The sequence below is a fragment of the Actinoplanes sp. NPDC049599 genome, from assembly GCF_044465625.1.
Taxonomy (GTDB): Bacteria; Actinomycetota; Actinomycetes; order Mycobacteriales; family Micromonosporaceae; genus Actinoplanes.
Genome location: NZ_JBITLX010000031.1, coordinates 24,039 through 47,227, shown reverse-complemented (window position 1 = coordinate 47,227; position 23,189 = coordinate 24,039). Strand labels below are relative to the sequence as shown.

Genomic DNA, 23,189 nt, shown 5'->3' with positions numbered 1-23,189 from the left:
AGGGCCAGGGTCTTGACCTGGCTTCCGACCCGTGCCTAGTGTGTGCACGTTCACACACCCGTCACGGTCCCGTTTCCGCGACGCAATGTGTGCACGTGCACAGATGCGGCGGACGGTAAGGGGATCCGATGGCGGAACTACCGGGCATCAGCCTCGGTTGCGACTACAACTTCGAGCAGTGGTCGCCCGAGGTCTGGGCCGAGGACGTCGCGCTGATGCGCGAGGCGGGCGTCAGCCTGGTGGCCGTCAACATCTTCGGCTGGTCCAGCATCGAACCCCGGCCCGGCGAGTACGACTTCGGCACCCTCGACCGCATCATCGGCCTGCTGCACGCCAACGGCATCCGGGTCAACCTCGGCACCGGCACCTCGTCGCCGCCGCCCTGGCTGACCACCCGGCACCCGGAGATCCTGCCCGCGGCCGCCGACGGCACCACCCGGTTCCCCGGCGGGCGCCAGGCCTGGTGCCCCAGCTCGCCGGTCTTCCGCGAGCGCGCCCTCGCGCTGGTCGAGCAGGTGGCCATCCGCTACGGCGCGCACCCGGCGGTCGCGCTCTGGCACGTCTCCAACGAGCTGGGCTGCCACAACGCGCTCTGCTACGACGAGGCCAGCGCGGCGGCGTTCCGGGTCTGGCTGGCCCGCCGCTACGGCAGCATCGAGGCGCTCAACAAGGCCTGGGGCACCTCGTTCTGGAGCCAGCGCTACACCGACTTCGCCGAGATCCAGCCGCCCCGGCTCGCGCTGAGCCTGCGCAACCCCGGCCAGCTGCTGGACTTCCAGCGGTTCAGCTCCGACGAGCTGCTCGATCACTACCGCGCCGAGGCGAAGGTGCTGCGCCGGCACACCCGCGCGCCGGTCACCACCAACTTCATGGTCACCGCGCACATCCGGGCGCTGGACTACTGGAGCTGGGCGCCGGAGATGGACGTCATCGCCAACGACCACTACCTCGACCACCGCCTCGGCGACCCGGACGCGGAGCTGGCCTTCGCCGCCGACCTCACCCGCGGGCTGGCCGGCGGCCGGCCCTGGATGCTGATGGAACAGTCCACCGGCGCGGTCAACTGGCAGCCGTACAACCTGGCCAAGGTGCCGGGGCAGATGCTGCGCAACTCACTGACCCACGTGGCCCGGGGCGCCGACTCGGTCTGCTTCTTCCAGTGGCGGGCCTCCGCGCAGGGCGCCGAGAAGTTCCACTCGGCGCTGGTGCCGCACGCCGGCACCGACACGGCGAGCTGGCGCGAGGTGCTCGAGCTGTCCTCGGCCCTGGACGCGCTGGCCGAGGTCGCCGGCACCACGGTCCGCGCCGACGTCGCGATCCTGTTCAGCTGGCAGTCCTGGTGGGCCACCGACACCGAGGCCCGGCCCTCGCAGGACGTGCGGTACCTGGACCAGGTGCACGCGGCGTACCGGGCGGTGCGCCGGCTCGGGCACACCGCCGACGTGGTGGCGCCCGGCACCGACCTGAGCCGCTACCGCCTGGTCGTCGTGCCCTGCCTGCACCTGGTCTCGGACGAGGACGCGGCCGCGATCAACGCGTACGTGGCCGGCGGCGGGCACGCCGTCGTCACCTTCTACAGCGGCATCGTCGACGTCGCCGACCGGGTCCGGCTGGGCGGCTACCCGGGCGCGTTCCGGGAGATGCTCGGCGTCGTCGCCGAGGAGTTCTTCCCGCTGCTGCCCGGCCACCGGGTCACGCTGACCGGGGGCGCGACGGCGTCGCTCTGGACCGAGCAGCTGCGTGCCACCACCGCCGAGATCATCGACAGCTACGCCGACGGCCCCCTGCCCGGGGTGCCGGCTGTCACCCGGAACAGCTACGGACAGGGCACTTCGTGGTACGTGGCCACCGCGCTGGATGACGATGGCCTGCGGGATCTGCTGCGGGACGCCGGCCGCGCCGCCGGGGTCCGCGCCGCCGGACCGGAGACCGACGGCTCGGTCGAGGTGGTCCGCCGGGCCGGCGGCGGGCACAGCTACGTCTTTGTCATCAACCACGGCAGGCAGGACATCGAGCACACCGTCACCGGACACGACCTGCTCACCGGGGAGGCCGTGCCGGGCCTGCTCAAGGTCGGTGCCGGCGCCGTACGCGTCGTCAGAGAGGAACCGGTCTCGTGACCGTGACCGAGCTAGCTATCGCCGGGGACGCCCCGCCCGAGGGCGGGCGGACCAAGCGCCGGGTCAGGTCCGGCCACGCCCGGGCCGTGCTGTTCTTCGTCACCCCCTTCGGGGTGCTGTTCGTGCTCTTCTACCTGATCCCGATCGGGTACGCGATCGTGCAGTCGCTCTACAAGATCGAGCGCACCGGCACCTTCGGCCCCGCCCGGGAGGTCTTCGGCGGCCTCGCCCAGTACGAGCGCGTCTTCTCCGACGGCCCGTTCTGGACCTCGGTCGGCCGGGTGCTGCTGTTCGGGGTCGTGCAGGTGCCCGTGATGCTGGGCCTGGCCCTGCTGCTGGCCCTGCTGCTCGACTCCGGGCTGGTCCGGGGCCGCCGCTTCTTCCGGCTGGCGTTCTTCGTGCCGTACGCGGTGCCCGGGGTGGTCGCCGCGATCATGTGGGGCTTCCTCTACTCGCCGAACCTGTCGCCGTTCACCGCGCTCACCAGCAACATCGACTTCCTCAGCGCCGACCTCGTGCTCTGGGCCATGGCGAACGTGGTGACCTGGGTGTACGTCGGCTACAACATGCTGATCATCTACTCGGCGCTGCTGGCCATCCCCGCCGAGATCTACGAGGCGGCCCGGCTGGACGGCGCGGGCCCGGTGCGCACCGCCTGGTCGGTGAAGATCCCACTGGTCATGCCGGCGATCGTGCTCACCACGGTCTTCTCCATCATCGGTACGCTCCAGCTGCTCGCCGAACCGCAGGTGTTCCGCAGCTTCAGCTCGGCGGTGTCGAGCACCTACACGCCGAACCTGACCGTCTACTCCACCTCGTCGGTGCCGAACTTCAACCTGGCCGCGGCGTTCTCGGTGGTGCTGGCGCTGGCCACGTTCGCGCTGTCGTTCACCTTCCTGAAGGCCACCCAGCGCCGGGGCGAGCAGTGAGCGCCCCCGGGGTGAAGGTGCGCGAGAGCCTGCTCTCCCGGACCGCGGCGATGATCGTCATGGGCGTCTGCACCGTCTACTTCCTGGTGCCGATCTGGTGGCTGTTCGTCGGCGCGTCCAAGAGCCGGGCACAGTTCTCCGGCACCAACCCGCTGTGGTTCGCCGACTTCGACCTGATCGCCAACATCCGCGAGCTGCTGGCCTACCGCGACGGCGTGTTCCTGCGCTGGATGCTCAACAGCCTGCTGTACACCGGCGGGGCCGCGCTGCTGGGCACGCTGCTGGCCGCGATGTGCGGCTACGCGCTGGCCAAGTACCGGTTCCCCGGCCGGGAGACGCTGTTCAACGTGGTGCTCGGCGGCGTGCTGGTGCCGGCCACCGCGCTCGCCCTGCCGCTCTTCCTGATCTTCAGCAAGGTCGAGGCGACCAACACCTTCTGGTCGGTGTTCCTGCCCAGCCTGGTCAACCCGTTCGGGGTGTACCTGGCCCGGATCTACGCCACCGCCAGCGTGCCCGACGAGCTGCTGGAGGCCGCCCGGCTGGACGGCTCGGGTGAGGTGCGCAGCTTCTTCACGGTGTCAGCCCGGCTGATGTTCCCGGCGCTGGTCACGATCTTCCTCTTCCACTTCGTGGCGGTCTGGAACAACTTCCTGCTGCCGCTGATCATGCTCGGCGACGAGCGGCTGTTCCCGGTCACGCTCGGCCTCTACTCCTGGAACACCCAGGTGAACCAGGTGCCCGGGCTGCGCGGGCTGGTGATCGTCGGCGCGCTGCTGTCGATCACGCCGCTGGTCGTGGCCTTCCTCTTCCTCCAACGCTTCTGGCGCAGCGGCATCGGCGCCGGAGCAGTCAAGTAACGCCCCTCTCTCATCCCGTCCGACAAGAAGGAACTGCCATGCGCATATCCCTCCGGTCGGTCAGCGTCCTGCTGACCTCCGCGCTGTTGCTCGCCGCCTGCTCCTCCGGCGACGACACCGAGTCCACCGCCGCCGGCGCGTCGTCCTGCACGCCGTCGTCAGGCCCGGTGACCCTGACCTACACGACCTGGATCCCCGGCATCGAGGACGTCGTCAAGGTCTGGAACGCCAAGAACCCGAACGTCCAGGTCAAGGTGCAGACCGGCCCGAACGGCAACGGCGGCACGTACCAGAACTTCTTCAACCAGCTCAAGGCCGGCAACGCCCCCGACCTGGGCCACGTCGAGTACGACGCGATGCCCAGCTTCCGGGTCCAGGACGGCCTGGTCGACCTCGGCGGCTGCGACATCGTGGCCAAGAGCAAGGACCAGTTCGTCGACTGGACCTGGAACCAGGTGAGCTTCGGCGAGCAGGGTCACGCGTACGGCGTGCCGCAGGACGCGGGCCCGATGGCGCTGTTCTACCGCGCGGACCTGTTCGAGAAGAACGGCATCGCGATCCCGGCCACCTGGGACGAGTACGCCGCCGCGGCCGAGAAGGTCAAGGCCGCCGGTGGGTACATCACCAACTTCTCGCAGAGCGACATCAACCAGTTCGCCGGGCTCTCCTGGCAGGCCGGCGGCCGCTGGTTCGCCAACGACGGCAACCAGTGGACGGTCAACCTGACCGACCCGAACACCAAGAAGGTCGCCGACTACTGGCAGGGCCTGATCGACAAGAAGCTGGTCTCGGCCGTGCCGCCGTGGACCACCGAATGGGACAACGCCTACAACACCGGCGCCGCGTGGACCTGGGTCTCCGCGGTCTGGGGCGCGAACTCCATCGCCACCGGCGCGCCGAAGACGGCCGGCAAGTGGAAGGTCGCCCCGATGCCGCAGTGGACCGCGGGCGAGAAGGTCGCCGGCAACTGGGGCGGTTCCTCCACCGTGGTCTTCAAGGGCTCGAAGCACGTGTACGAGGCGTCGCAGTTCGCGCTCTGGCTGAACACCTCCGAGGAGGCGCTGACGCTGCTGAACAAGAACGCGAACCTCTACCCGGCCACCAAGGCCGGCGCCGCCCTGCCGGCGCTCAAGGAGGGCGTCGCGTTCTACGGCGACCAGCCGATCTACGACGTCTTCGCCGAGGCCTCCACCCAGGTCGCGCCGGACTTCACCTGGGGGCCGACGATGACCTCCACGTACGCCAACGCCTCCGACGGCTTCAAGGCCGCCGTCTCCGGCAAGGGCACCCTGACCGAGGCGCTGACCGCCGCCCAGGCGTCCACCATCCAGACGCTCAAGTCGCAGGCCATCCCGGTCAAGGAGTGACCTGGTGATCATCCAGCTGCGGGCCGCGGGAACCAGCCTCGTGCTGGACGCCCGCGGCCCGCGGCCGGCTGTCGTCCTGCACTGGGGACCGGACCTCGGCGCCCTGCCGGAGTCCGACCTGGCGGCGCTGGCCGGGGCGGCGGTGCCCGCGGTGCCGCCGAGCTCGCTGGACGAGCCGCTGCGGCTGTCCCTGCTGCCCACGGTCGACCAGGGCTGGACCGGCCGGCCCGCGCTCGCCGGCTGGGGCGCGCCGGTCGCGGACCTCCGCCTGCGCGAGGCCCGGCAGGCCGGCCCGCGCGAGGTGCGGCTCGAGCACGCCAACGACTTCCTGCGGGTCACGACGGAGATCGAGCTGAGCGAGCAGGGCGTGCTGCGGGTGCGCCACACGCTGGGCTGTCACGGTACGGAGACCTTCCACCTGACCGCGCTCGACGTGCTGCTGCCGGTGCCCGCGCGGGCTGCCGAACTGCTCGACTTCAGCGGGCTGTGGGCGTACGAGAGGCGGCCGCAGCGCACGCCGCTGGGGCACGGGGTGTGGAGCCGCGAGACCCGGCACGGCCGGCCCGGCCACGACGACCCGTACCTGCTGATGGCCGGCACTCCCGGCTTCGGCTTCCGCACCGGGCAGGTCTGGGCGGTGCACCTGGCGTGGAGCGGCGACAAGCGGATCTGGGCCGAGCGCCAGGCCCTGGGTTACGGCCTGCTCGGCGCCGGCGAGCTGCTGGCGCCCGGCGAGGTGAGCCTCGCGCCCGGCGAGCAGTACACGACACCGTGGACGGTCGCGGTCTACTCCGGCGACGGCATCGACGGGCTGTCGGCGCGGCTGCACCCGTGGATCCGGTCCCGGACCGCCGCCCGGCTGCCGCGCCCGGTGGTGCTGAACACCTGGGAGGCGGTCTACTTCGACCACGACCCGTCCACTCTGGACCGGCTCGTGGACGCGGCCGCCGCGGCGGGGGTGGAGCGGTTCGTGCTCGACGACGGCTGGTTCGCCGGGCGCACCGACGACCGGCGCGCGCTGGGCGACTGGTTCGTCGACGAGCGGCGCTACCCGCAGGGCCTGCGACCGCTCATCCACCGCGTGCACAAGCAGGGCATGGACTTCGGGCTGTGGGTCGAGCCGGAGATGGTGAACCCGGACTCGGCGCTGGCCCGGGAGCACCCGGACTGGGTGCTGGGCGGGGTGGACGGGCCCACCTGGCGGCATCAGCGGGTGCTCGACCTGGCCCACCCCGGCGCGTACGCGTACGTGCGGGAGCGGTTGGGGGCGTTGCTGACGGCGTACCCGATCGCCTTTCTGAAGTGGGATCACAACCGCGACCTGCTGCAGCCGGGCGCGACCCACCGGCAGACCGCGGCGCTGTACCGCCTGCTCGCGGGGCTGCGCGCGGACTTCCCGGAGCTGGAGATCGAGAGCTGCGCCTCCGGCGGCGCCCGGATCGACCTGGGCATCCTGGAACTGGTCGACCGGGTGTGGACCTCGGACACCAACGATCCGCTGGAGCGGCAGCGGATCCAGCGCTGGACCGGGGTGCTGGTGCCACCGGAGTTCCTCGGCGGGCACCTGGGCGCGCCGACCGCGCACATCACCGGGCGGACCTCCGCGCTGAGCTTCCGCTTCGCCACCGCGCTGTTCGGCAGCGCGGGCATCGAGTGGGACCTGACCACCGCGAGCGAGGCGGACCTGGCGGCGGTGGCCCAGTGGGTGGGGGAGTACCGGCGGTTGCGGCCGCTGCTGCACACGGGGGTGGTGGTCCGCTCCGACGGGGACGCGCACTTCGTGCACGGCGTGGTCAGCACCGACCGGCGTCGCGGGATCTACGCGCTGGTCGCCCTGCGGGCCGCCGGCGCGGCGCTGCCCGAGCCGATCCGGTTCGCCGGGCTCGACCCCGGCACCCGGTACACGGTGCGCCCGCTGACGATCGGGCCCGCGCCCCGGGTCGTGCAGGACGCCGCGCCGGCGTGGTGGCAGGCGGGAGAGGTGACGCTGCCCGGGAGCGTGCTGGCCGAGGTGGGGCTGCCGGCGCCGCTGCTCACTCCCGAGCAGGCGGCACTGGTCACAGTGGAGGCTGCCCCGGCGGGACAGCGGTCCTCGTCCGGAGCGTCCGCGTCAGGCGGGCGGAGCGCACCGGCTCGCTGACCGGCCGGCCCACGCGGAAGACCGCCAGGGGTCGCGCCGACCCGGTCCGTCAGCCGCTCCGCGGTCGCCGGGCAGCCGGTCAGCTGGCTGCCGCGGTGGTGCGCCCGGCCGGTACGATCGGCCCATCGACGCCGATCAGCTCGGGGGTGCGGTGGACGAGGATCCCGTTCTGGAACCGGGCGCCGCGCTCGACCGGCTGGCGGCCTGGCAGGGCAAGATCGACCGGCTGGCCGCCGACACCGCGACGATGAGCGACCGGCTGGCGGAGCTGCGGGTCACCGTCGCCGACGAGACCCGGCTGGTCGAGGTGACCGTCGACGCCCAGGGCGCGCTGGTCGGCGTACGGTTCGGCCGGCAGACCCCGCAGACCGAGCCCGGCCGGCTCGCCGAGGTGCTGATGAGCACGATCCGGCAGGCCCGGCGGCAGCTCGCCGCCCGGGCCCAGGAGATCCTCGCGGCCACCATCGGCACCGACTCACCGGCCGCCCGGGCCATCGCGGCCGAGGTCGTCGAGCGCAACCGGTGGGCGCCGTGACCGACGGCTTCTCGGCCGACCCGGCCCAGCTCCGCCGGCACGCGGCCCACCTCGAGGCGGTCCGCGCCCGGTTCGGCGCGGTCCGGTCCGCGAGCGCCGCCATCGCCGGTGACGGCTCGGCCTACGGGCTGCTCTGCGGCTGGCTGCCGGCGGTGCTGGAGGGCCGGCACCAGCGCCAGGACAGCCTGCTCTCCTACGTCGAGGAGAACCTGACGCTGGCCGCCGAGGCGCTGACCGAGGTCGCCGACGCGTACGACGAGGCCGACGCGGGCGCGGCCGACACGGTCCACCGGGCCGGCCGCCGGCGCGCGCCATGACGGACAACCCGCTGGTCGCCGACGTCGTATCAACCCGCGAGGCGTGGACCGGGGTGTCGCTGGCGGAGAACTTCCAGGGCCTGGTCGCGGCCGTCGAGAGCGACGGATGGGTCGACGACCTGCTGGCCGGGGCCGCGTTCGGCACCGAACTGGTCGCCACGGCCATCGACCCGTTCAGCGCGCTGCTGTCCAACGGGCTCGGCTGGGCGATGGAGTACTTCGCACCGCTGCGGGAGATGCTCGACGACCTGGCCGGCCTGCCCGACGTGGTGGCCGCGCACGCCGCGACCTGGGCGAACATGGCGGCGGAGCTGAGCGACATGGCCGCCGACCTGGGCGCACACCTCGCCGGCGACCTGCCCGACTGGCACGGGCGCGCGGCAACGGCGTACGCGGGCATGATGGGCCACAACGTGGCCGCGATCGGCGGCCTGAGCGCGGTGGCGTCCGCGATGGCGGCGGCGACCCAGGCGGCCGGCAACCTGGTGCAGGCCACCCGGGAGATCGTCCGCGACCTGATCGCCGACCTGGTGGCCCGGGTCGTCGTGTGGGCGGCGGAAGCCATCTTCGTGGTCACCATCCCGGTGATCGCCGCCCAGCTGACCGCGGCGGTCGCCAAATGGGCGGGCCGGATCCTGAGCTACACGACGGCCCTGGTGACCAGCCTGACCAACCTGACCCGCCTGCTGAACGGATAGCGGCGATGGCACGATCGGGTCGCGGCGGGGACGGCCCACCACCGGGGGACCGGCCGGGGCGTCCGGGACGGCCGCACGGCGGGCCCGAAAGCGTGTCGGCCGCCCAGGAAACGGCGGCGGCCGAGGCCCAACTGGGCCGGCAGAGCGCCGCCGCCGGCCGGGACGGCACAGGGACCTCGGCCGGCCCGGACAGCGGATCGGCGCGGTCCTTCGTCGACACCGTCACCGCCGACCCGCGATCCGTGGCGGGCCGGTCCGCCCAGGACATCGCCGACCAGTTCACCGCGGCGGGATACCCCGCGACGGTCGAGCAGAGCCGGAAGAAGGGCACGTCCGGCAACGCCGTCCAGGTCCGCATCCGGAACCATCCCGAGATCACCAACATCCAGGTGCATCCGGGCGGCGGCCGGCACACGCCCGAGGGATCGCCATACTGGAAGATCTCCACGAACACGGCCGGCAAGACCTGGGTCATCCCCGGGGACTTCCGGGGCGCTGAGGAACTGGGCGGGAATGTCGTGCGCTATGACGAATAGGCTGATCAAGGTCGACCGGGTGGGCTCGGCCGCGGAGGCGGCCCGGCTCGAGACCCTCGGCGCCGACCTGGTCGGGGTCTCGCTCGGCACGGACCCCCGGTTCGCCGACGACCGCACGGTCACCGTCGAGCAGGCCGCGGTGATCGGCGGGGTGCTGGAGCGGGCGACGCTGGTGGCGGCGATGGAACTCGCCGGCGACCCGGGCCGGGTGCTCCGCACGGTGTCGGCCACCCGCGCGGGCATGGTCCAGCCGATCACTGGTGCGGTGCCACCGGCCGACGTGCGCGCCGCCCTGAGCGACGCCGGCGTCGGCATCGTCTACGGCAACCTCGAGATCGCCCACGACGACGACCCCGGCTGGGTCTTCAGCGCCTACACCGACGTGCCGGACCTGAACGCGGTCCTGTTCCACGCGGACGTGCTGCCGGAGTACCGGAGCTCGTGGGCGTTCCTACGCGACCGCGCCCCGGAATATGAGGAGGAGTTCCAGATCGCCGACCTGAACGAGCTGGGCCGCGAACGCCCGCTGGCGGTCGGGCTGGACTTCACCCCGGACAACGTTCGGGAGATCGCGGACGCGCTCGCCGAGGTGCGGGGCTTCGCCCTGACCCTGGCGGGACAGGGCCGGCGGGGCGACGTCCGATTCCACAGCTACCCCGCTGCCCTGGAAGTGCTCGAAGCCTTCGGCGACGCGTGAGCCCACTCGTCGGCGGCTGGTTCCCGGTTGTCGACCGGGTGTCCGAAAAAATGCCGCATAAGCCGCGCACTCCGCGCTTTTCGGACAGCTCCGGGTCCTTAACCGGATTGTCCCGGCCATATCCGTTCCTTCCAGGGCCTAGCGGCAGAAGGTGTTCTTGTCGATGATGGGCTACGTGACGGGCCGGCATCGACGACCAATGCGACTACGCGCGGGCACCGCTGTGCTCGCCACCCTGGCTGTGGTCGCTGTGGTGGCCGGCGTCCGGTTCGGTGTCGGGCAGTTCGGGGGCAGTGACTGCACCGGTCAGGTGCGGTTGAGTGTGGCCGTCGCCCCCGGCATCGCCGACGCCGTGCGGCAGTCGGCCGCCGAGTGGATCGGTGGTGGTCCCGAGGTCGAGGGGACCTGTGTGGCCGTCGACGTCCGGGCCGCCGACCCGGCCGATGTGGCCGCCGTGCTGGGCGCGAAGCAGAAGGTCTCGCTCAGCGGCGCCGGCGCGCCGCGGGCCGGGGTCGCGCCGCCCGATGTCTGGATTCCCGACGCCGGCACCTGGTTGCAGCGGCTGCGCGCGGCCGCTCCGCAGTTCGCCTTCACCGAGGAGGGCTCGGTCGCGCTGAGCCCGGTGGTGATGGCGATGCCGGAGCCGGTCGCCAAGGGGCTCGGCTGGCCGCGCAAGAAGCTCGGCTACGCCGACCTGGTCGCCCAGATCACCACCAGCACCAACTTCCGGGCCGGCACGGTCGACCCGGCCCGGGACGCCGCCGCGCTCTCCGGGCTGCTCGCGCTGGGTGGCACCGCGTCGGCGCTGGATCAGCGCCGGCCCGGCACCTCCAACGGGCTGCTGCGGGCGCTGGCCACCGACACCTCGGTGCTGCGCGACGACCTGATGGCCCAGCTGCCGCAGGGCGCCGACGCCGGCTCGCTGGCCGCCGGGCTCGGGCTCGCCGCCATGTCCGAGAGCGACGTCATCACCTACAACGCGGGCAAGCCGCCGGTACGCCTGGCCGCGCTCTACCTCAAACCCGCGGCGGCGCCGTTGGACTACCCGTTCGCCGTCATGCCCGAGCTCGACCCGTCCCAGGCCGAGGCGGCCCACCGGCTGTACGAGACGCTGAGCGGCGCGGACGGGTTCCGCAGCCGGCTCGCCGCGGCGGGCTTCCGGGCGCCGGACGGCAGCGCGCCCGGCGGGTTCACCGGGCCCGCCGGCGCGCCGGAGCGGATCGGCCCCTCGCCGGCGCCGGGCAGCGGTGAGGCCGCCGCCGCCACGACCGACGGGGCGACCATCGACCGGGCGCTGGCCGGCTGGTCGGCGGTCGTCGCGCCGGCCCGGATCCTGGCCATCATCGACGCCTCGCAGAGCATGCGGACGCCGGTGCCGACCGCCCGCAACGCGAGCAGGATGCAGGTGACGCTCGCGGCGGCCCGCGGCGGTCTGGGCCTGTTCAGCGACGACTGGCAGGTCGGGCTCTGGCTCTATGCCGCCGGCGCGGGCACCAACAACCACCGCGAGCTGGTGCCGATCGGGCCGCTCACCGAGAAGCGGGACGACGTGGCCGGTGCGCTGCGCACCATCCGGCCCGCCGGTGGCGACGCCGGGCTGTACCGCACGATCCTCGACGGCTACCGCGAGGTGCAGGAGGGCTGGCAGGCGGGCCGGGTCAACTCCGTGCTGCTGCTCACCGACGGCGCCGACGCCGGGCAGCAGGACGGCGACATCGCGCTGGACGACCTGCTCGGCGAGCTCGAGGCGGTCAAGAGCGAGGACCGGCCGGTGCAGGTGATCGTGGTCGGCGTCGGCGACTCGGTGGACCGGACCCCGCTGGAGCGGATCACCCAGGAGACCGGTGGCGGCGTCTTCATCGCCGAGGACCCGGCGCAGATCAACGCGGTCTTCCTGGAGGCGCTCTCGCTGCGCACCACCACGCCGCGCTAGTCGACAGTGCACGGACGGCCCCGCGGGTCCGGTGTGGAGGGGCGAATGTCGGCTTTCCGTACCGGTCCGGGGTTTCGCCGGGTCGGGGCGGCCGCTAGGTTGGCCCGATGCGACGGACGACCAGATCGATTCTTGTCGGTGCCCTGCTCGGCCCCGCGGCCGCGCTCAGCCTGCTGCTGAGCAGCGCCGCCCCGGCGACCGCGATAGCCAACGGGGAGCCCGTGCCGGACGGCAAGTACCGGTTCGCGGTCAAGCTGACCATGACCGGCATCCCCACCGCGAGCGGCGGGCGCCGCAACAGCGCCTGCTCCGGCGCGCTGATCGCCCCCGAGTGGGTGATCACCGCCGGGCACTGCTTCCGGGACGCCAACAACGTGCGGGTCAACTACCCGGTGGCCGACCTGACCACGGCGACGGTCGGCCGCACCGACCTGACCGGCACGGGCGGCCACGAGCTGGAGGTCGTCGCGGTGATCCAGTCGCCGACGGCGGACGTCTCGCTGGCCCGGCTGGCGGAGCCGGTCCGCGACATCCGGCCGCTGCGCGTCGGCCACCGCGCTCCCGAGCTCGGCACCGTCGTGCGCGTCACCGGCTACGGGTCCACCACGAGTGTGAATCCGGCGCCGGTCACCCGGCTCCGGACCGGGCAGATGACGGTGGTCTCGCTGAGCGACACGGTGACGGGCCTCCAGGGGTACGCCCCCCAGCCGGACACCACGCCGTGCCCCTACGACTCCGGGGCCCCGTTCTTCATCGAACGCGACCGGGCGCGACCGGTGCTGGTCTCCGTGGTCAGCAACGGTCCGAGCTGCCCGCACACCGCGGTGGAGAACAGCGCCCGCACCGACAACATCGCCGGCTGGATCCGCGAGAGCATCCGCACCGGCGGCGCCGGCTGAGCCACCGGCGGGCGTGGCGTGGTGGATCGGGCGCAGGCGCCGCGGGCAACTGCGATACCGTTTGTCGGTCGGGCCGTCGCGTCGCCCGGGTCGGTGACGATCCACGCGGCAGTCGATAGGTCAGGGAGCCATGATGTCCGAGTCGAGCGCCGACAACACCGCCGCCGCGGAGACCGCCGACGGCGAGCCGGAGCCCGAGGTCTTCGCCAACCGGGCCGAGCGCCGGGCGAAGGGCAAGAAGGCCGCCCGCGGCGGCGAGGTCTTCAGCAAGGGCCAGCAGCCGGTCGGCCGCGGCTCGGTGCAGAGCCCCCGCCAGTACGGCAACCGCCGCAGCGGCTGATCCCACAGCCGCGGCTGTCCCGCCGAGCCGGAGCAGGCCCACGTGGCGGTCACGCCACGGACGGTGGTCGCGGTTCGCGCGGCGGTCGCGTCGCGCCGGCCCGTGACAGCGCCCCAGGCAGGCTCGGGCGGTGATCACGCCAGTGCGGGGTCCCAGTGACGCCGCGCCAGGCAGGTTCGGGCGGTGATCACGCCAGTGCAGGGTCCTGTGAGGCCGCGCCAGGCTGGCTCGGGCGGTGATCGCGCCAGTGCGGCACGCCGCGCCGGCCTCGGCGGCTGTTACGCCACGGCCGCGACCGTGGCGTCGGCGGCGCCGCGCCAGAGCAGGCCCGTCTCGGTGAAACCCGCCGTCCGGAGCGCCGCCAGGTGCCAGCCGGCCGGCGGGGTCCACTCCGCGCTGCCGTGCGCCGTCGGGTAGATCTTGGAGCGTTCGGCGTAGAGCGCCGCCAGTCGTGGGTCCGCGGCGACCCGCGCCCACCAGTCGCGCCACGACAGCGCCGCCCCCGTCGCGTAGCGGGCCTCGCGGCGGGCGTCCGCCGCCTCCAGCAGCCGCTTCGTCAGGCCGGGCAGGCCCTCGTCGGGCATGTGGTCGGCGTTGGCGAACAGGCCGCCGGCGCGGAGCACCCCGTGCAGCTCGCCGTAGAGCACGGCGAGGCGGTCCGGGGTGAGCCAGTGCAGCGCCGTCGCGGTCAGCACGGCGTCGTAGTCGCGGTGCGGCAACGCGTCCGTCCAGGACGGACGGCTCAGGTCCGCGGCCACGATCCGCGCCCGGTCGCCCAGTGCCGCCTCCGCCAGCGTGAGCAGCACCGGGTCCTGGTCGACCACCGTGACCCGGGCGTGCGGGAACCGGTCGAGGGCGCGCAGGGCGATCGTGCCCGTGCCGCCGGCCAGGTCGAGGAGCGCCGGGCGGCCCTCCGGCGCGACCGCCGCGACGGCGTCGAGCATCGCCGCGATCCGGTGTTCCCGGTCCGGCAGGAACGCTTCCTGCTGCCGGTCCCAGCTTTCCTGCCAGGCGTCCGCCACGTCGGCGAGGTAATGAGTCATGCCCGTCACGCTACTTACAATCAGACCCGCGGTCCAGACTTGTTGCCAAGGATGTGCAACAGTGCGGCCTGCCGGGGGCCTGGTCGCGGTGCCGGTCACCGCGCGGGCGGTGACCCGCACGATCCACGCCGTGGTGCAGACGTCTATCGAGGGACACCGCCCGCGCAGTGCGTGCCGGTGGAGCTACGGAGTGATCCGCCATTCCTGGCAGGTGTTGCCGAGCGCGGCCCACTGCCGGACCGCCGTGCCGTTGGCCGTGGCGCAGTTGGTCACGTCGAGGACCTTGCCGTTGCCGCGGTTGGCGATCAGGTAGCGCCCGTTGACCGGCGTGACGCTCCACTGCTGGCAGGCGTTGCCGAGGGCGGCCCAGAGGTTGAGCGCCGTGCCGTCCGCGGTGCCGCAGTTGACCGAGTCGAGCACCGTGCCGCTGTTCACGTTGGTGATCGTGTAGTAGCCGCTGGTCGTCTTCGCGAACGTCCACTGCTGGCAGGCGTTGCCCAGCGAGGCCCACTGGTCGATCGCCGTGCCGTTGGCCGTGCCGCAGTTGACCGCGTCCAGCACCGCGCCGCTGTTCTGGTTGATCAGGCGGTACTTCGTGCCGGGCACCGGGAACGAGACGCTGCCGCCGGGGTCGCCCGCCGGGGCGGTCAGGCTGCTGCCCAGCGCGGCCGGGGTGCCCAGGTTGGGCGTGCCGTCGGAGTTCCAGCTGATCTTCTGGATCCGGGTGGTCCGGGTGCCGCCGCAGCCCTGCCCGGTGGTCTCGTTGGCGTGGTAGACCACCCAGGTCTCGGTGCCGTCGGGGGAGGTGAAGAAGCCCTGCCCGCCGGGGCCGTAGACGCCGTTGCCGTCGGCGCGCTGGAAGATCGGCGTGCTCTTCTTGGTCCACGCGGACGCGCTGAGCGGGTTGCTGCCGGTCAGGGTCAGCATGCCGAGCTTGTAGTCCGGCGTGTTGCACGAGCTGGCCGAGTACGTCAGGAACGTCCTGCCACCCCGCTGGAGCACGTACGGCGCCTCCTGGGTGTTGCCGCCGGAGGTCTCCCACGACAGCGACGGCTGGGAGATCCTGGTGCCGTACGCGCTGACCGTCCACGGGTTGCTCATCGGCGCGACGAACAGGCTCTGCAGGTTGCCGACCCAGGACGAGTAGAAGTAGTAGTTCGCGCCGTTGATGGTCGCGACGCTGCCGTCGATCGCCCAGCCGTTGCCCGCCTGCACGTTGAGCTGCGCCTTGTAGCTGTACGGCCCCATCGGATCGGTGCCGGAGCTCTCCAGCACGTACGACCGTTGCCCGTCGCAGCAGGCCGCCGGGCCGGCCGAATAGTAGTAGTACCAGCGTTTCCCGTTCGGGCCGTCGAGCAGGTGCAGCGACGGCGCCCACATGTTGCAGCAGTTCGCCGAGCCGGTTCCGGTGTGTACGACGGTCTCCGCGGCCCCGGCCAGCGCGGCCACCGACGCCGCCTTCTTGATCACGAGCTGGGAGTTCCAGGTCGTCGCGGCCAGGTAGTAGTTGCCGTTGTAGTAGCCGAGCCACGGATCCGCCCCGTACGGCGCGGACGCCACCGGGTTGGTGAACGTGGCGGCGGCCGCGGCGGGGCGCTGCGACCGCGGCGCGACGACCGCGACCACGATCACCAGCACCGCCGCGACCAGCAGGAACAAGGGCCGGAACCCCCGGCGCAGGTGCAGCTCCATAGGCCTGTCCTCAGGTGGGCTGTTCGCCGGTCCGTCCGGCCTGGCGATTGTGAACGGTAACAACGTCGAGGGTCAATACCTTGGCCGGATCTGCCGGAAACAACGGGGAAACCTTGACGTCAAATCTGTTACCGCTCACACTGCGGCACGACATCGACCGATGTCTCTTTCTTGACCGGGAGGTCCCCATGCTGGAACTCCGCAAGCGCCGCACCGCGCGGCGAACCCTGCTGGCGGGTGTGGTCGCCGGCGCGTTGCTGGCGGTGACGGTGGCCGTCGCCGGCCAGGCCGAGGCGGCCGACTATCCGAACCCGGGAGTCGTCACCGGTGACACCGGGGTGCACGATCCGTCGATCGTCAAGACGCCCGCGGGCGGGTACCTCGCCGCGTACACGGGCAACAACATCCAGCTCAAGACCTCGCCGGACCGCACGGCGTTCCGCAACGCGGGCGCGGTCTTCCCGAACGGCGCGAGCTGGACCACGGCGTACACCGGGGGCAGCCGGAACCTGTGGGCGCCCGACATCTCGTACCGTAACGGCCGCTACTACCTCTACTACTCGGCCTCCACGTTCGGCTCGAACCGCTCGGCGATCTTCCTGGCCACCAGCACCACCGGCGCCTCCGGCTCGTGGACCCACCAGGGCCTGGTGATCGAGTCGAGCAGCGCCAACGACTACAACGCGATCGACCCGAACCTGGTGGTGGACGCGCAGGGCCGGTGGTGGCTGAGCTTCGGCTCGTTCTGGTCCGGGATCAAGCTGATCGCGCTGGACGCCGCGACCGGCAAGCGCGCGGACACCACGATCCGGGCGATCGCCGGGCGCGGCGGCGGCGCGATCGAGGCGCCGACGCTGGTCAGGCACGGCTCGTACTACTACCTCTGGGTGTCGTTCGACCTCTGCTGCCGCGGCGCGGCCAGCACGTACCGGATCATGGTGGGCCGGTCCACCAGCGTCACCGGGCCGTTCGTGGACCGCAACGGCACCGCGATGACGGCCGGCGGCGGCACCCAGGTGCTGGCCTCGCACGGCGCGATCCACGGGCCCGGCCATCAGGCGGTGTTCACCGACACCGACGGCGACGTGCTGGTCTACCACTACTACGCCGACAACGGCGCGTCCTATCTGGGCATCAACCTGATCGGCTACGACGCGGCCGGGTGGCCGTACGTGTACTAGCCCAGATGTCTGCAAACATCCTGCAAACGGCTATGTCTTCACATTGACATCCGTCTGTGTTGTTCTGGAAGAGGTAAGCGCTTGCTTCGGGCAAAGCGGGCGCAGGAGCCAGGTAACAGATGCTGCAGCGTGAATCCCCGGCGCACGCGCCGGGGGCCCGCTGGTGCCGGTCCGGACGGCACCCCATCCGTATCTCGATCGCCGCGATCCACCCGCGGCACCTCACCGAATGTCAAGGAGAACACCATGCGCAGAAACGTGCGCCAGCTCGTGCTGGGCACCTCCGCCGGTGCGACCGCCCTCGCTCTCGTCACCGCCGGCATCACCCTGACCGGCGCCGCTTCCGCCGCGGAGACCGGGCCCGCCCCGGCGCCGCCGAGCACGCTCGCAGCGATCACCGACCTGGTCGGCTGGGGTACCCAGAACGGCGGTACCACCGGCGGCGGCAGCGCCGCGACCACCACGGTGTCCAGCGCCTCCGCGCTGACCACGGCGCTCGGCTCCAGCTCGGCCGCGGTCATCCGGGTCTCCGGCACCATCTCCTGCTCCGGCATGCTGCGGGTGCGGTCGAACAAGACCATCATCGGCAACTCCGGCGCCACGATCGTGGGCTGCGGTTTCAACATCAACGGTGACCGCAACGTGATCATCCGCAACCTCACGTTCCGCGGCTGGAACGACGACGCGATCAACGTGCAGACCTCGGCCACGAACATCTGGGTCGACCACAACACCTTCAGCAACGGCTACGACGGCGCCGTGGACATCAAGCGCGGCTCCGACTTCATCACGGTGTCGTGGAACCGCGTCTTCAACCACGACAAGTCGATGCTGCTCGGGCACAGCGACGACAACGCGTCGCAGGACACCGGGCATCTGCGGGTGACCTACCACCACAACTGGTTCGACGCGTCGACCCAGCGGCACCCGCGGGTGCGCTTCGGCAACCCGGTGCACGTCTACAACAACTACTACCGCAACAACAGCGGGTACGGCGTGGCGTCCACCGAGGGCGCCGGCGTGCTGGTCGAGAACAACTCCTTCGAGGGTGTCGACGACCCGTACCACCTGGGTGAGGGTGACTCCGGGCCGGGCACGCTGGTGGCCCGGGGCAACCTGCTGGTCGGCTCGGGCTCCGGGCAGACCGGTGGCAGCGTCAAGTCCATCCCGTACTCCTACACGGCGGATGCCGCCGGCAACGTGAAGTCCATCGTGACCGCCAACGCGGGTGCGGGCCGCATCTCGCTCTGACCCGCTGACAGCCCGGCCTCCCGCGACCGCGGGGGGCCGGGCTTTCGGGTTCCGTCCGGCAGGAGATATTCATGATCCACCGCAGACTGCTCGCCACCACCCTGGCCGGCGTGGCCACCGTGGCCGGCACCCTGGCCGGGGTCACCGCCGCGGAGGCCGCCCTGGCGATCACCGTGGCGGCCGACGGCTCCGGCACGGTCCGCACCGTGCAGGCGGCCGTCGACCTGGTCCCGGCGGGCAACTCCGCCACCGCCACCATCACCATCAAGAAGGGCACCTACGCCGGCCGGGTGGTGGTGCCGTCCACCAAGCCGAACATCGTCTTCACCGGCGCCACCGGCGTCGCCACCGACGTCGTCATCACGGCCAGCCGGCCGCAGAACACCGACGGCACCGAGGGCAGCGCCACCGTGCTGCTCGGCGCCAAGGACATCGAGATGCGCCACCTCACCGTCCGCAACGACTACAACGAGAGTGCCAACGGCGCCTCCCAGGCGCTGGCGCTCTACGTGAAGGCCGACCGGGCGAAGTTCCGCAACATCCGGTTCATCGGTGATCAGGACACGCTGCTGGTGCACGGCGCGGTACGGGCGTATTTCTACAAGGCCTATGTCGAGGGTGATGTCGATTTCATCTACGGCAGCGGCACCTCGGTGTTCGACAACTCCGAGATCTTCTCGTCGACCCGCAATCAGTCCAACAACGGCTATGTGACGGCCTCGGCGACCCCGGGCGCGCGCACCTACGGGATTTTGATCGTCAATTCCCGGCTGACCAGTGACGCGGCCGCGGGCACGGTCTACCTGGGCCGGCCGTGGCACCCGGGCGGCGACACCACCGCCGATCCGCAGGTGCTGATCCGCGACTCGGTGCTCGGCGCGCACATCCGCACCGCGCAGCCGTGGACGGACATGAGCGGCTTCTCCTGGAAGGACGCCCGGCTCTCGGAGTACCGCAACACCGGGCCCGGCGCGACCGTCAACAGCAACCGTCCCCAGCTCAGTGCCGCCTCGGCGGCCAGCTACACGGCCCAGAAGTACCTGGCCGGCACGGACGGGTGGAACCCCGTGGTCACCGGCTGACCGGCCGGCCGGCTGCGGCCGGACAGGCGCGAGGGCCCGCGGCGGAGGGGAACGCCGGCGCGGGCCCTCGTTGTGCGCCCGTGGGCCGGCGGCAGGCGCCGGGCACGGGAAACGGGGGATGAGGAGGGCGCCTCATCCCCCGCCCAGTACTTATTCGGACGGATCGTTTCGGTACGGGAGCCGGGCCGGTGAACAGTTCTTGCGGGTCACCTCCAGGGGGTGGGGAGGATAGCGTTGGGAGCGCTCCCATTCATGACTGTAACTGTTGTTACGGCCCGGTGGAAGGTCCTTAAGGAATTGCTCAGACGGTGGCGCGACAGGTGACCGTCGGTGTGCTGCTCGCACCGGCGCCGATGAATCCGAAGGTCGTACTCGCGCCGGCCGCCAGGGCGCCGTTGTAGCCGGCGTTGGTGGCCGTCACTGTGCTGCCGCTCGCCGACACGGTGGCGTTCCAGCCCTGCTGCACCGTCTGGCTGCCGGCGTAGGCCAGCGTGACGGTCCAGCCCTTGATCGCCGTGGAGCCCGCGGTCACCTTGACGTCACCCTGGAAGCCGCCCTGCCAGGAGGAGCCCACCGCGTAGGTGGCGGTGCAGGCGCCCGTCGCCGGGGGCGTCGAGGTGGGAGGGGTCGTGGGGGACGTCGTGACGGGCGGGGTCGTGGCCGGCGGGGTGGTGGCGGGCGGCGTGGTAGGCGGCGTGGTGCTGGTGCCGCCGAAGGCCACGTCGCTGCAGAAGTAGTAGGACTGGTCGGCGTGGCTGGCCTTCCAGATGGTGTAGACCACGGCGCGCCCGGTGCGGCCGGAGAGCGACACCGGCACGCTGATCGCCACGCCGTCGGTCCGCTGCTCCGGCCACTGCGCCGCCGGGGTGTTGCCGATCCGCGAAACGAGGTCCAGGTCGGACCACTTCAGCGGGGTCGTCACCGGGTTGTAGCCGGGTTTGGTCACGTAGACGTCGACGTAATCGGCGCCGTGCCGGGCACCGTCGAACAGGCGCACGTTGAAGCTGTTGCCGACCGAGGCGGCCGTCCAGTTGCCGACGGCGTCCATGGACCGGTAGCGGCCGCCCTCGGCGAGGCCGCCGCTGCACAGCTGGCCGTCCGGGATGCCGGCCTGGTGGTTACCGGCCAGGCCCTCGCGGAAGAGGCCGTTCCAGTTCCACATCGCGTTCGGGTTGTCCTGCCAGGCCTGCCAGCACATCGGGTCGAGGGTCTGCATGGTGGGGTCCTGGAACTTGCTGCCCCAGCGTTCCCAGCAGCCGTAGTTGCGGGAGGCCGGGCCGGTGATGTTGCCGTGCGCGGCGGCGGGTGCGGCCGGGAGGACAACCGCGGCCAGGGTGGCCACGACGATCCCGACGAGGCCGCTGATCAGTATGCGGATGCGTAGCGAAGAGGACATGTGGACTCAGCACTCCGTTGCAGAAAATGCCCGGGGAAGGGCACGGGTCGAGACGGGTACGGCGGAAGCTGCCCACGGCTCCCGCCCCTCACCTGGCCCGGCGGGGTGCGCGCCCAGCCTCGCTGACTGGATCGGTGCCTGTCAATGCATCGGCGCGCCGAAGAAAGTTGGCGGATCCCGGCAACCTTCCGGGGCCCGGCCGCCACTGTGCAGATGGACGGGGCACCCGCCGCCGTCCAGGTCCTTGCGGAATGGATGGGTGATGACTCGACCTCGCGCGCCGTACGCCGGCCGGCCGGCCCGGCGGACCCGGGACACCTCGGTGGTCGGGCGGCGACCTGTCGGTGGCCGGGTCCACCCGTGCCGGCCGCAGCGTCCGCAAGCCGCGTGGCCGTGCCGGGTGCAGGTGGTCACCGACCTGACCGGGCCGGCCTCGCGGCTGGACCGGCCGTGGACCGGCGTGCAGGCCGCCATGATCGCCGCGGCCGCCACCGCCGACACCCTGCGCGCGGTGCGGGCGGTGCCGGGCTGGTCGATCGGGGTCGGCCCGCTGGCCGGCGCCTTCGCCGACGCGGGCGCCGGGCGCGGCGGCACGCTGCTGGTCGCGGCGCAGGTGCCCCAGCTCAGCGCGGACCTACTGGCCGAGGCGGCCGGGCTGCTGGGCGAGTTCGACGCGGTGCTCGGGCCGACCACCGGGGACAGCTGGTGGGCGTTCGGGCTCCGCGAGCCGCAGCACGGCGCCGCGCTGCGCGCCATGCCCGGAGCGCTGCTGAGCGCGGGCTCCCTGACGGTCGCGGCGCTGCGCCTCGGGCTGCGCGTCGCCATGCTGCCCACCCTGCGGGAACTGGGCACCGGCGCGGACGTGCCGACCGTCGCCGGGCACTGCCCGGCGGGCAGCGAGTTCGCTGTGACGGTCGCCCACCTGATGAGGGTACGCCGCTGAGCCGCCCGCCAAGATCCGGTACGTTGCCGGTATGAGCGTGCGTTTCGGGGTGTTCGTGCCGCAGGGCTGGAAGATGGACCTGGTCGAGATCGCCGACCCGGTCGAGCAGTACGAGGCGATGACGGCGGTGGCGCGGGCCGCCGACGCGGGCCCGTGGGACTCGGTCTGGGTCTACGACCACTTCCACACCGTCCCCGAGCCGACGATCAACACGACCTTCGAGTGCTGGACGGTCACCTCGACGCTGGCCCGCGACACCAGCCGGGTCAACATCGGCCAGATGGTCGGCTGCAACGGCTACCGCCAGCCCGCGCTGTACGCCAAGATCGCCTCCACCGTGGACGTGGCCAGCCACGGCCGGCTCTACGCCGGGCTCGGCGCCGGCTGGTACGAGCACGAGTGGAAGGCGTACGGCTACCAGTGGCGCGAGGTGCCGCAGCGGATGGCCGAGTTCCGCGAGGCCGTGGAGATCGTGCACAAGATGTGGACCGAGGAGCGGCCGGTCTTCACCGGCAAGCACTACTCGATCGACGGGCCGATCAACGAGCCCAAGGGCGTCCGCAAGCCGCACCCGTCGTTCTGGCTCGGCGGCGGCGGCGAGAAGGTCACGCTGAAGCTGGTCGCCAGGTACGCCGACGCGTGCAACGTGGGCGGCGGCGACCCCGAGCTCATCAAGCACAAGCTGGGCGTGCTCCGGCGGCACTGCGACGACCTGGGCCGCGACTACGACCGGATCATCAAGTCCACCTCGCTGGAGCTCAAGCTCGGCGAGCCGGTGGCGGAGACGATCGGCCGGGTCGAGCGGATGGCCGAGGCGGGCGCCGACTACGTGATCGTCTACGTGCCCCGGGTCGCGTACGACCACGAGCCGATGCTGCGCTTCGCCCAGGAGGTCATCCCGCAGTTCGGCTGAGTACGCCAGACTGGCCGCCATGCGAAGGACATTCACGCCGGTTGTGCTCGCCGCCGCCCTCGGGGTCACCCTGCTGACGGCGGGATGCGGGGAGGACGCTGTCTGCGGCTCCGACCACTACCCGGTCAAGGCCGTCGGCTCCCGGACCGGGCAGGACTGCGTCCCCGAGGGCCAGGAGCCGCCGGCGGGCTACGTGCGCTACCCGGCGGGCCAGGTGCCCGAACACGTCGGCGACAAGTGGGACCAGTACTGGAGCACGGTCGTCGTCGACGAGCGGGGCGCCGTGGTGCCGGGCTGAGGCCCGGCCCGGTCACGACAGC

22 protein-coding genes are annotated in these 23,189 nt (G+C 72.0%); 19 read left to right on the top strand and 3 right to left on the bottom strand.

Going from position 1 to position 23,189, the window contains the following annotated elements:
• The first annotated feature begins 128 nt into the window (after nt 1–128).
• From ACIBQZ_RS36185 to ACIBQZ_RS36125, 13 genes are all read left to right on the top strand, one after another.
• Nucleotides 129–2,120 (top strand): beta-galactosidase, encoded by a 1,992-nt coding sequence (locus ACIBQZ_RS36185; protein WP_396093380.1) that lies wholly within the window; start codon nt 129–131, stop codon nt 2,118–2,120.
• Nucleotides 2,117–3,049 carry a carbohydrate ABC transporter permease gene (locus ACIBQZ_RS36180; protein ID WP_396093379.1) on the top strand — a complete coding sequence of 311 codons (933 nt, stop codon included), beginning with the start codon at nt 2,117–2,119 and terminating at the stop codon, nt 3,047–3,049. Before ACIBQZ_RS36185 ends, ACIBQZ_RS36180 begins: the two co-directional genes overlap by 4 nt.
• A complete protein-coding gene (locus tag ACIBQZ_RS36175; RefSeq protein ID WP_396093378.1) occupies nt 3,046–3,906 on the top strand; it encodes a carbohydrate ABC transporter permease in 861 nt (286 codons plus the stop codon). Before ACIBQZ_RS36180 ends, ACIBQZ_RS36175 begins: the two co-directional genes overlap by 4 nt.
• 38 nt (nt 3,907–3,944) lie before the next feature.
• Nucleotides 3,945–5,273: an ABC transporter substrate-binding protein gene (locus ACIBQZ_RS36170; protein WP_396093377.1), complete on the top strand. Its 1,329-nt coding sequence runs from the start codon at nt 3,945–3,947 to the stop codon at nt 5,271–5,273.
• A gap of 4 nt (nt 5,274–5,277) precedes the next feature.
• Nucleotides 5,278–7,413: an alpha-galactosidase gene (locus ACIBQZ_RS36165; RefSeq protein WP_396093376.1), complete on the top strand. Its 2,136-nt coding sequence runs from the start codon at nt 5,278–5,280 to the stop codon at nt 7,411–7,413.
• 151 nt (nt 7,414–7,564) lie between these two features.
• Nucleotides 7,565–7,948, top strand: a complete 384-nt coding sequence (locus tag ACIBQZ_RS36160) for a YbaB/EbfC family nucleoid-associated protein (protein ID WP_396093375.1) — start codon at nt 7,565–7,567, stop codon at nt 7,946–7,948.
• On the top strand, nt 7,945–8,265 hold the full coding sequence (locus tag ACIBQZ_RS36155) for a type VII secretion target (protein ID WP_396093374.1): 321 nt from the start codon (nt 7,945–7,947) through the stop codon (nt 8,263–8,265). The genes ACIBQZ_RS36160 and ACIBQZ_RS36155 overlap by 4 nt, the downstream gene beginning before the upstream one ends.
• Complete coding sequence (locus tag ACIBQZ_RS36150; protein ID WP_396093373.1) at nt 8,262–8,963, top strand: WXG100 family type VII secretion target; 702 nt, start codon at nt 8,262–8,264, stop codon at nt 8,961–8,963. Before ACIBQZ_RS36155 ends, ACIBQZ_RS36150 begins: the two co-directional genes overlap by 4 nt.
• Before the next feature lie 92 nt (nt 8,964–9,055).
• Entirely contained in the window at nt 9,056–9,499 is a 444-nt protein-coding gene (locus ACIBQZ_RS36145; protein ID WP_396093371.1) for a hypothetical protein, read from the top strand.
• Complete coding sequence (locus ACIBQZ_RS36140) at nt 9,489–10,196, top strand: hypothetical protein (RefSeq protein ID WP_396093370.1); 708 nt, start codon at nt 9,489–9,491, stop codon at nt 10,194–10,196. The genes ACIBQZ_RS36145 and ACIBQZ_RS36140 overlap by 11 nt, the downstream gene beginning before the upstream one ends.
• Nucleotides 10,197–10,395: 199 nt before the next feature.
• The gene (locus ACIBQZ_RS36135) at nt 10,396–12,129 is read left to right on the top strand and encodes a substrate-binding domain-containing protein (RefSeq protein ID WP_396093369.1); all 1,734 of its coding nucleotides are present in this window, start codon (nt 10,396–10,398) and stop codon (nt 12,127–12,129) included.
• A gap of 107 nt (nt 12,130–12,236) precedes the next feature.
• Nucleotides 12,237–13,028, top strand: a complete 792-nt coding sequence (locus ACIBQZ_RS36130; protein ID WP_396093368.1) for a S1 family peptidase — start codon at nt 12,237–12,239, stop codon at nt 13,026–13,028.
• Between the two features lie 133 nt (nt 13,029–13,161).
• Entirely contained in the window at nt 13,162–13,368 is a 207-nt protein-coding gene (locus ACIBQZ_RS36125) for a hypothetical protein (RefSeq protein ID WP_396093367.1), read from the top strand.
• A gap of 278 nt (nt 13,369–13,646) precedes the next feature.
• On the opposite strand, the gene ACIBQZ_RS36120 is transcribed toward ACIBQZ_RS36125, so the two are convergent.
• Both ACIBQZ_RS36120 and ACIBQZ_RS36115 read right to left on the bottom strand, forming a co-directional pair.
• On the bottom strand, nt 13,647–14,411 hold the full coding sequence (locus ACIBQZ_RS36120) for a class I SAM-dependent methyltransferase (protein ID WP_396093366.1): 765 nt from the start codon (nt 14,409–14,411) through the stop codon (nt 13,647–13,649).
• A gap of 183 nt (nt 14,412–14,594) precedes the next feature.
• Nucleotides 14,595–16,103 (bottom strand): family 43 glycosylhydrolase, encoded by a 1,509-nt coding sequence (locus ACIBQZ_RS36115; protein WP_396093365.1) that lies wholly within the window; start codon nt 16,101–16,103, stop codon nt 14,595–14,597.
• A 188-nt stretch (nt 16,104–16,291) separates the two neighbouring features.
• Here ACIBQZ_RS36115 and ACIBQZ_RS36110 point away from each other — a divergent pair, with 188 nt between their 5' ends.
• The 3 genes from ACIBQZ_RS36110 (at nt 16,292) to ACIBQZ_RS36100 (ending at nt 19,617) form a co-directional block, all read left to right on the top strand.
• Nucleotides 16,292–17,284: an arabinan endo-1,5-alpha-L-arabinosidase gene (locus ACIBQZ_RS36110; protein ID WP_396093364.1), complete on the top strand. Its 993-nt coding sequence runs from the start codon at nt 16,292–16,294 to the stop codon at nt 17,282–17,284.
• A gap of 246 nt (nt 17,285–17,530) precedes the next feature.
• Entirely contained in the window at nt 17,531–18,535 is a 1,005-nt protein-coding gene (locus ACIBQZ_RS36105) for a polysaccharide lyase family 1 protein (RefSeq protein WP_396093363.1), read from the top strand.
• Between the two features lie 71 nt (nt 18,536–18,606).
• The gene (locus tag ACIBQZ_RS36100) at nt 18,607–19,617 is read left to right on the top strand and encodes a pectinesterase family protein (protein WP_396093362.1); all 1,011 of its coding nucleotides are present in this window, start codon (nt 18,607–18,609) and stop codon (nt 19,615–19,617) included.
• Nucleotides 19,618–19,918: 301 nt separating this feature from the next.
• On the opposite strand, the gene ACIBQZ_RS36095 is transcribed toward ACIBQZ_RS36100, so the two are convergent.
• Nucleotides 19,919–21,013 carry a lytic polysaccharide monooxygenase gene (locus ACIBQZ_RS36095; protein WP_396093361.1) on the bottom strand — a complete coding sequence of 365 codons (1,095 nt, stop codon included), beginning with the start codon at nt 21,011–21,013 and terminating at the stop codon, nt 19,919–19,921.
• A gap of 262 nt (nt 21,014–21,275) precedes the next feature.
• Between ACIBQZ_RS36095 and ACIBQZ_RS36090 the strand changes: the two genes are divergently transcribed.
• The 3 genes from ACIBQZ_RS36090 to ACIBQZ_RS36080 are packed head-to-tail and all read left to right on the top strand — an operon-like array spanning nt 21,276 to nt 23,167.
• Nucleotides 21,276–21,956 carry a DUF2064 domain-containing protein gene (locus ACIBQZ_RS36090; RefSeq protein WP_396093360.1) on the top strand — a complete coding sequence of 227 codons (681 nt, stop codon included), beginning with the start codon at nt 21,276–21,278 and terminating at the stop codon, nt 21,954–21,956.
• Nucleotides 21,957–21,987: 31 nt separating this feature from the next.
• Nucleotides 21,988–22,869 (top strand): LLM class F420-dependent oxidoreductase, encoded by an 882-nt coding sequence (locus tag ACIBQZ_RS36085; protein WP_396093359.1) that lies wholly within the window; start codon nt 21,988–21,990, stop codon nt 22,867–22,869.
• 19 nt (nt 22,870–22,888) lie between these two features.
• A complete protein-coding gene (locus tag ACIBQZ_RS36080) occupies nt 22,889–23,167 on the top strand; it encodes an SCO0607 family lipoprotein (RefSeq protein WP_396093358.1) in 279 nt (92 codons plus the stop codon).
• Nucleotides 23,168–23,189: the final 22 nt, after the last annotated feature.